The organism is Streptomyces sp. NPDC020807 (genome assembly GCF_040641575.1).
GTDB lineage: Bacteria > Actinomycetota > Actinomycetes > Streptomycetales > Streptomycetaceae > Streptomyces.
Genome location: NZ_JBFADU010000047.1, coordinates 1 through 8,509, shown reverse-complemented (window position 1 = coordinate 8,509; position 8,509 = coordinate 1). Strand labels below are relative to the sequence as shown.

The following is an 8,509-nucleotide window of genomic DNA, read 5'->3' as shown; positions in this document are numbered from 1 at the left end:
GTCGCGGGTTCGGCGGTCGTGGCTGACGAGCAGGGCGGCGCGGAGGGTCTCGCGGGCCTGGTGAAGGCGTCGGAGACGTTCGGTCTGGTCAAGGCGGTCCCCGCCCACCTCCCGCTCCTGGCGGAGATGCTCACTCCCGAGCAGGCGGCTGCTTCCGCCCGTACGTGGGTCGTGGGTGGCGAGGCCCTGTCCGGGACGGTCGTCCGTGACTGGCTGGAGCTGGCTCCCGAGTCCGTGATTGTGAATGAGTACGGCCCGACGGAAACGGTCGTCGGCTGCTGCGTGCATGAGATCTCTGCCGGTCAGAGTGTCGGGGACACGGTGCCGATCGGTCGTCCGATCGCGAACACCCGCCTGTACGTCCTCGACCAGCGCATGCGCCCGGTCGCTCCGGGTGTCGCCGGCGAGCTCTACATCGCGGGCACGCAGCTGGCCCGTGGCTATGTGAAGCGCCCGGCGTTGACGGCTGAGCGTTTCGTGGCCAATCCCTTCGAGCCCGCCGGCCGTCTCTACCGCACGGGTGACATGGCCCGCTGGACGAAGGACGGCCTGCTGGAGTACCTCGGCCGTGCCGACGAGCAGGTCAAGGTCCGTGGTTTCCGTATCGAGCCGGGCGAGGTCGAAGCCGTCGTCACGGCGCACCGTGAGGTCGCCCAGGCGGCGGTCGTTGCCCGCAAGGACACCCCGGGGGACACCCGCCTCGTCGCCTACGTCGTCCCCACCGACCCAGACGAGACCGACGAGGGCCTGGCGCGAGCCGTCCGTGACGCGACGGCCCAGCGGCTCCCCGAGTACATGGTTCCGTCCGCGGTGGTCGTCCTCGACGCGCTCCCGCTGACCGCCAACGGCAAGCTCGACCGCAAGAACCTCCCCGCACCGGACTACGCCGATGCGGCGGGCTCGGGCCGCGGCCCGGCGAGCCGTGAGGAAGAGGTCCTCTGCGAGGCCTTCGCCCAGGTCCTGGGCGTCCCCGAGGTCGGTGTGCACGACGACTTCTTCGCCCTCGGCGGCCACTCCCTCCTCGCCGTCCGCCTGGTCAACCGGATCAGGACGGTGCTCGGCATCGAGGTGGAGATCGCCGCGCTCTTCGACGCACCCACGGTCGCGGGCCTCGCCGCCCAACTCGTTCACCCCGAGGAACACGCCGAGCAGTCAGAGCAGTCCGAGCAGTCCGCACGCTCGGAGCAGTCCCGACCCGCGCCAACAACCCGCCCGGCGTTGCAGCCGATGCGCCGCAACCAGGAGGAGTCCCGATGATCCCGTTGTCCTTCGCGCAGCGGCGCCTGTGGTTCATCAGCCGGCTGGAAGGCCCGAGCGCGACCTACAACGTCCCGGTCGTCCTGCGACTGCCGGCCGACGTGCGCCCCGACGCGCTCGACGCCGCCCTCCGGGACGTCATCGGCCGCCACGAGGTCCTGCGCACCGTCTTCGACCTCGTCGACGGCGAGCCCTACCAGCGGATCCTCCCCCCCGACGAGCCGGACTGGGCGCTGACGGTGACCGAGGTCGCCCAGGCGGAGCTGTCCGGGGCGATCGACGAGGCCGGGCGGTACGCGTTCGACCTCGGCGCCGAACTCCCCGTCAGGGCGCAGCTGTTCCGGACCCCGGACGAGCAGGTCCTCGTCGTGGTGATGCACCACATCGCCAGCGACGGCTGGTCGGAGGGCCCGCTCACCCGGGACCTGACGACCGCGTACGAGGCCCGTGCCGCAGGCCTGGCGCCCGCCTGGGAGCCACTGCCGGTCCAGTACGCCGACTACGCGCTCTGGCAGCGTCAGCTGCTCGGCGACGGGAACGACCCGGACAGCGTGATGTCCCGGCAGACCTCCTACTGGCGCGAGGCACTCGCGGACGTTCCCGAGGAGCTGGAGCTCCCCACGGACCGTCCCCGGCCGCCGGTGGCCTCCCACCGGGGGCACATCGTCCCGCTGAGCGTCCCCGCCGCGGTGCACCAGCGGCTCGCCGCGGTGGCGCGGGCCGAGGGCGTGACCACGTTCATGGTCCTCCAGGCGGCCCTGGCCACCCTGCTCTCCAAGCTCGGCGCGGGCACCGACATCCCCGTCGGCACGGCGGTCGCGGGCCGCACGGACGAGGCCCTCGACGACCTCGTCGGCTTCTTCGTCAACACCCTCGTCCTGCGCACCGACCTGTCCGGCGACCCCACGTTCCGCGAGGTGCTCGCCCAGGTCCGCAGGACCGTCCTCTCCGCCTTCAAGCACCAGGACGTCCCGTTCGAGAAGCTCGTCGAGGAGCTGGCCCCGGCCCGCTCCCTCGCCCGCCACCCCCTCTTCCAGGTCATGTTGACTGTCCAGAACAACCAGCGGACCGTCATCGCCCCCGCCACCCCCACCACCACCGGGACAGCGCCCGACGCCCGCGAAGCCGGCACCAGGGCCGCCAAGTTCGACCTCGACGTCTCCGTCCGCGAGCTCTTCGACCCGAAGGGGGCCCCGGCGGGCCTGCGAGGCTCGCTCACGGTCGCCGCCGACCTGTTCGACGTGGCCTCGGCCACCCGCCTCGCCACCCGCCTCGGACAGGTCATCGACCAGGCGACCGCCGACCCCGGCCGTACGCTCGCCTCGATCCGGATCCTCGCCGAGGACGAGCGCCGTCGGGTGCTGACCGACTGGAACGCCACCTCCTCCGACGAGCCCGCCACCCCGGTGCACGAGCTCTTCGAGCAGTGGGCGGACCGCACCCCCGACGCGGTGGCACTCACCGCCGACGGCACGGACGTCACGTACGCCGAACTGGACGCGCGGGCGAACCGCATCGCCCACTACCTCACCGGTCAGGGCATCGGCGCCGAGGCGGTCGTGGGCCTGTGCCTGCCGCGCGGCGCCGACATGATCGCCACCATCCTCGGCACGTGGAAGGCCGGGGCCGCCTACCTGCCCCTCGACCCGGCGCAGCCCACGGACCGGATCGCGTACATCCTGCGCGACAGCCGCGCCGCGCTGGTCCTGACCACCGAGGGCCTCTTCGACGAACTGCCCGCCGGCCGCTCGCGCCTGGTGGCCCTCGACGGAACGTTCGTCGAGATGCAGCTCGCCGCCGCCCCGACCAGCCGCCCAGGGCGCCCCCTCGACCCGCAGTCCCTGGCGTACGTGATCTACACCTCGGGTTCGACCGGCCAGCCCAAGGGCGTGGCGGTCACCCACGGCGGCCTCGCGAACTACACGGCCTCGGTCCCCGACCGTCTCGGTTTCACGGGCGAGGGTGCCCGCTACGCGCTGCTCCAGGCGCAGGCCACCGACCTCGGCAACACGGTCGTCTTCGCGAGCCTCACCACCGGCGGCGAACTCCACATCCTCGACGAGGCAGCGGTCACCGACCCTCACGCCGTCGCCGCCTACCTCGCCGACCACGAGATCGACCACTTCAAGATCGTCCCCTCGCATCTGGCGGCCCTGGCCACGTCCGGCGTCGAGCCCGTCCTGCCGAGGCGCTCCCTCGTCCTGGGCGGAGAGTCCACCCCGCCGGCCCTGGCCACCGCGCTCCTCGCGGCCGCAGCCGACGAGCGGGCGGAGATCCACAACCACTACGGCCCCACCGAGACCACCATCGGCATCGCCACCACCCGGCTCACCGCCGAGGGGATCGCGGGCGGGAGCGTTCCGGTCGGCACGCCGATCGACAACACCCGCTTCTACCTGCTCGATTCCCGCCTGCAGCCGGTCCCGGTCGGTGTGGTCGCGGACCTGTACGTCTCCGGCGCCGGCCTCGCCCGCGGCTACGTCGGCCGCGAAGCCCTCACCGCCGAACGCTTCGTCGCCAACCCGTACGAGCGGGGCGAGCGCATGTACCGCACGGGCGACCGGGCGAAGTGGACGCCGGACGGCCAGGTCGTCTTCCTCGGCCGTGCCGACGAACAGGTCAAGATCCGCGGCTACCGCATCGAACCCGGCGAGGTCCAGGGCGTGATCGCCGCCCATCCGCTGGTCGACCAGGCCGCCGTCATAGCCCGCGAGGACAACCCCGGCGACACCCGCCTCGTCGCCTACGCGGTCCTCTCGACCGACCTCGAGACCGGCGACCACGACGACCACGACGACCACGACGACGCGTACCGTGTCGAACTCTCCCGCACGATCATCCAGTTCGCGGCGCAGCGACTGCCCGGCCACATGGTCCCCTCGGCGGTCGTCATCCTGGACGCCCTGCCCCTGACAGCCAACGGCAAGCTCGACCGCAAGGCCCTGCCCGCACCCGAGTACGCCACCGGCGGCGGACGCGCCCCGTCCAACGCCCGCGAGGAGATCGTCTGCGCGGCCTTCGCCGAGGTCCTCGGCCTCGACGCGGCAGGCACTGGCACCGGCACCACCCCCGGCGTCGGCGTGGACGACGACTTCTTCCGCCTCGGCGGACACTCCCTCCTCGCGATCCGCCTCGTCGAGCTGCTCCGCCGCCAGGGCGTCACGGTCTCCGCGCGGGCGCTGTTCCAGACGCCGACCCCGGCCGGTCTCGCGGCCTCGGCGGACGCCGAGCAGATCGCCGTGCCCGAGAACCTCATCCCCGCCGGCGCCACCGAGATCACGCCCGCCATGCTGCCGCTCGTCGACCTCACCCCCGACGAGATCGCGGCCGTGGCCACCACGGTCACGGGCGGCGCGGCGAACATCGCCGACATCTACCCGCTGGCCCCCCTCCAGGAAGGCCTGCTCTTCCACCGCCTCCTCGCCGAGGGCGGGGACGACGCCTACGTCCTGCCGACGGTCGTCGAGTTCGCCACCCGCGCCCGACTCGACGCCTTCCTCGACGCGCTGCAGAACGTCCTGGACCGACACGACATCTTCCGCACGTCGATCGTGTGGGAGGGCCTGCGCGAGCCGGTCCAGGTCGTGTGGCGCCACGCCACCCTGCCCATCACCGACGTCGCTCTCGACGCGGACGACACCGACCCGGTCGCCGCCCTCGTCGCCGCAGGCGGCTACGCGATGGACCTCGGCGAAGCCCCCCTGATCCGGATCCACGCGGCCGCCGTCCCCGGCGGGGAACAGTGGCTGGCCCTGGTCCGGGTCCACCACATGGTCCGCGACCACACGGCTCTCGACATCCTCATGGAGGAAGTGCGGGCGTTCCTGGACGGCCGGGGCGCGGACCTCCCGGACCCGCTGCCGTTCCGCACCTTCGTGGCGCGGACGCGCGGCGCCGCCGCCGACCGCACCGCACACGAACGCTACTTCGCCGACCTCCTCGGCGACGTCACCGAACCGACGGCCGCCTTCGGCGTCGCGGACGTACGAGGCGACGGCGCCGACTCGACGCGCCAGGTCGTCCCCTTCGGCGACGGCCTGACGGACCGGATCCGACGGGTCTCCCGCCGCCTCGGCGCCAGCCCCGCCACCCTCCTGCACCTGGCGTGGGCGCGCGTCCTCGCCGCGGTCAGCGGCCGCGAGGACGTCGTCTTCGGGACGATCCTCTTCGGCCGGATGAACGCCGGCGCCGGCTCCGACCGGGTCCCCGGCCCGTTCCTCAACACGCTCCCGGTCCGGGTCCGTACGGACCGCCTCGGCGTCCTCGAGGCCGTCACCGCGATGCGCGGCCAACTGGCCGAGCTCCTGGAACACGAGCACGCGCCGCTCACCGTCGCACAGCAGGCCAGCGGCATGCCGACCGGCGCCCCGCTCTTCACGGCCCTCTTCAACTACCGCCACAACAACACGCACAGCGCGACCGAAGCCCGGCCGCAGGCGCGACTCCGGCCCGAGAGCCGGCCCGACGCCCCGCGCGACGAGCAGCTCGACGGCATCAAGACCGTCTTCTCCCACGAGCGGACCAACTACCCCCTGCTCGTCTCGGTCGACGACAACGGCGACGGCCTCTGGGCCGCCGTGGACGCGGTCGCGCCGATCGACCCGCGCGGCGTCGGCGAGTTCGTCCGCACGGCGGCCGGAAACCTGGTCACCGCCCTCGAATCCGCCCTCGACCACGACGAGGACGTCCCACTCCGCTCCGTCCAGGTCCTGGACGAGACGAAGCTGCGCCAGGTGCTGACCGAGTGGAACGACTCGACGGTCGACTTCCCCGGCGACGCCACCGTGGTCGGCCTCTTCGAGGCGCAGGTCGCACGGACGCCGGGGTCGGTGGCCGTCGTCTCGGGCGGCGCGGAGCTCTCGTACGCGGACCTGGACGCCCGCGCCAACCAGCTGGCCCGCCACCTCGTGACCCAGGGTGTGGGTCCGGAGTCGTTCGTCGGTGTCTGCCTGGAGCGTGGCATCGAGTCGGTCGTGGCGCTGCTCGCGGTGCTGAAGTCCGGGGGTGCGTACCTGCCGATCGACCCGGCCTATCCGGCGGACCGGATCGCGTACATGCTCGCGGACGCGAAGCCGACGGCGCTGCTGACCTCGACGAGCACGTCGACGGCCATCCCGCGGTCGGAGGACGCGACGACCGTCCTGGTCCTGGACGAGCTCGACCTGACCACTCTCCCGGCCTCACCCCTCGGCGTGGGCATCCGCCCCGAGCACCCGGCCTACGTCATCTACACCTCCGGCTCCACCGGACGCCCCAAGGGCGTCGTGGTCGAGCACCGGTCGGTCGCGGGGCTCCTCGGCTGGGCGGCGGCGGAGTTCGGCGGAGAGGACTTCCGGCGCGTTCTCGTCTCCACGTCCTTCAACTTCGACGTCTCGGTCTTCGAGCTCTTCGGCCCCCTGGTCTCCGGCGGCACGGTGGAAGTGGTCCGCGACCTCCTCGCCCTGGCCGACACCGACACCCCGGTCGGCGACGTCAGCCTGGTCAGCGGTGTTCCCTCGGCCTTCGCCCAGATGGTGGCCGCGGGCGAGATCCACGCCCGCCCCAGGACCGTCGTCCTGGCCGGCGAGGCGCTCACGGCGGACGCCGTCGCCGGCATCCGCACGACCATCCCCGGCGCCCGGGTCGCCAACATCTACGGCCCCACCGAGGCCACGGTCTACACGACCGGCTGGTACGCGGGCACGGACGCGGGCACCGAAGGTGCGGTCCCGATCGGCCGCCCGATCTCCAACGCCCGGGTGTACGTCCTGGACGGCACCCTGGCCCCGGTCCCTGCCGGTGTCGTGGGCGAGCTGTACATCGCGGGTGCGGGTCTGGCCCGCGGCTACCTCGGCCGTCCCGAGCTGACCGGTGAACGCTTCGTCGCGGACCCGTTCTCGTCCGACGGCGGCCGCCTCTACCGCACCGGAGACGTGGTCCGGTGGAACGCGGACGGTCAGATCGAGTACCTCGGTCGCGCGGACGAGCAGGTCAAGATCCGTGGCTTCCGCATCGAACTGGGCGAGGTCCAGTCGGCGATCGCCGCGCACCCCGAGGTCGCCCAGACGGCCGTCATCGCCCGCGAGGACACCCCGGGGGACAAGCGGCTGGTCGCGTACGTCGTCCCGAACGACACCACGCCCTCAGCCGCCACCACCTCCGAACTGGCCACACGGATAAGCGACTTCGCTGGCGAACGCCTGCCGTCGTACATGGTCCCGTCGGCGGTCGTGGTCCTCGACGCGCTCCCGCTGAACGTCAACGGCAAGCTCGACCGCAAGGCCCTCCCCGCCCCCGAGTACGCCACCGGAGCCGGCACCGGCAGCCGGGGCCCGGCGACGCTCCGCGAGGAGCTCCTGTGCGGAGTCTTCGCCCAGGTCCTCGGCCTGCCCGAGGTCGGTGTGGACGACGACTTCTTCGCCCTCGGCGGCCATTCCCTCCTCGCCGTCCGCCTCATCAGCCGGGTCCGTACGGTCCTCGGCGTCGAGGTCCCGCTTCGGGCGTTGTTCGACACGCCGACGGTTGCCGGTCTGGCAGCCGGTCTCGACGGCGCGGGTCGGGCCAGGCTCGCTCTGGCGGCGGGGGAGCGCCCGGAGCGTGTGCCGCTGTCCTTCGCGCAGCAGCGCCTGTGGTTCATCGGTCAGCTGGAGGGTCCGAGCGCGACCTACAACATCCCGTTCGCTCTCCGCCTCGACGGCGGCGTCGACGGGGACGCACTCGCCCTCGCCTTCCGTGACGTGGTCGGCCGGCACGAGGTCCTGCGGACCGTCTTCCCGACGGCCGAGAACGGCGAGCCCTACCAGAGCATCATCGAACCAGCGGACGTCGAATGGCAGTTGGACCGCATCGCCGTTCCGTCCGTCGATCTCGACACCGCCATCGCGAAGGCAACCACCCGGGAATTCGACCTCACCCGTGAGATCCCCATGGCAGCAACCCTCTTCGAGGCGGGTGCCGAGGAGCGGGTGCTGGTCGTGGTGCTGCACCACATCGCGGGTGACGGATGGTCCATAGCACCGCTGGCCCGGGACCTGTCCACGGCCTATGCGGCGCGAAGTGCCGGAGAGACGCCGACGTGGGAGCCGCTGCCGGTCCAGTACGCGGATTACGCGCTGTGGCAGCGCGAGCTGCTCGGTGACGAGAGCGACACCGGCAGTGTGATGGCGCGTCAGATGGCTTACTGGCGTGAGGCTTTGTCTGGTTCTCCGGAGGAGTTGGCGCTTCCGTTCGATCGTTCGCGTGCGGCGGTCGCGTCGCATCGTGGGCACCGCGT

General features: G+C 72.3%; 2 protein-coding genes. Both read left to right on the top strand.

Features of this window, described 5'->3' with window-relative positions; all coding sequences use genetic code 11:
• On the top strand, positions 1-1,257 hold a 1,257-nt coding region (locus tag AB0G79_RS33165; RefSeq protein WP_360813179.1), incomplete at its 5' end, for a non-ribosomal peptide synthetase.
• A partial coding sequence (locus AB0G79_RS33160) for an amino acid adenylation domain-containing protein (RefSeq protein WP_360813177.1) occupies positions 1,254-8,509 on the top strand: 7,256 nt, incomplete at its 3' end. The genes AB0G79_RS33165 and AB0G79_RS33160, both read left to right, overlap by 4 nt.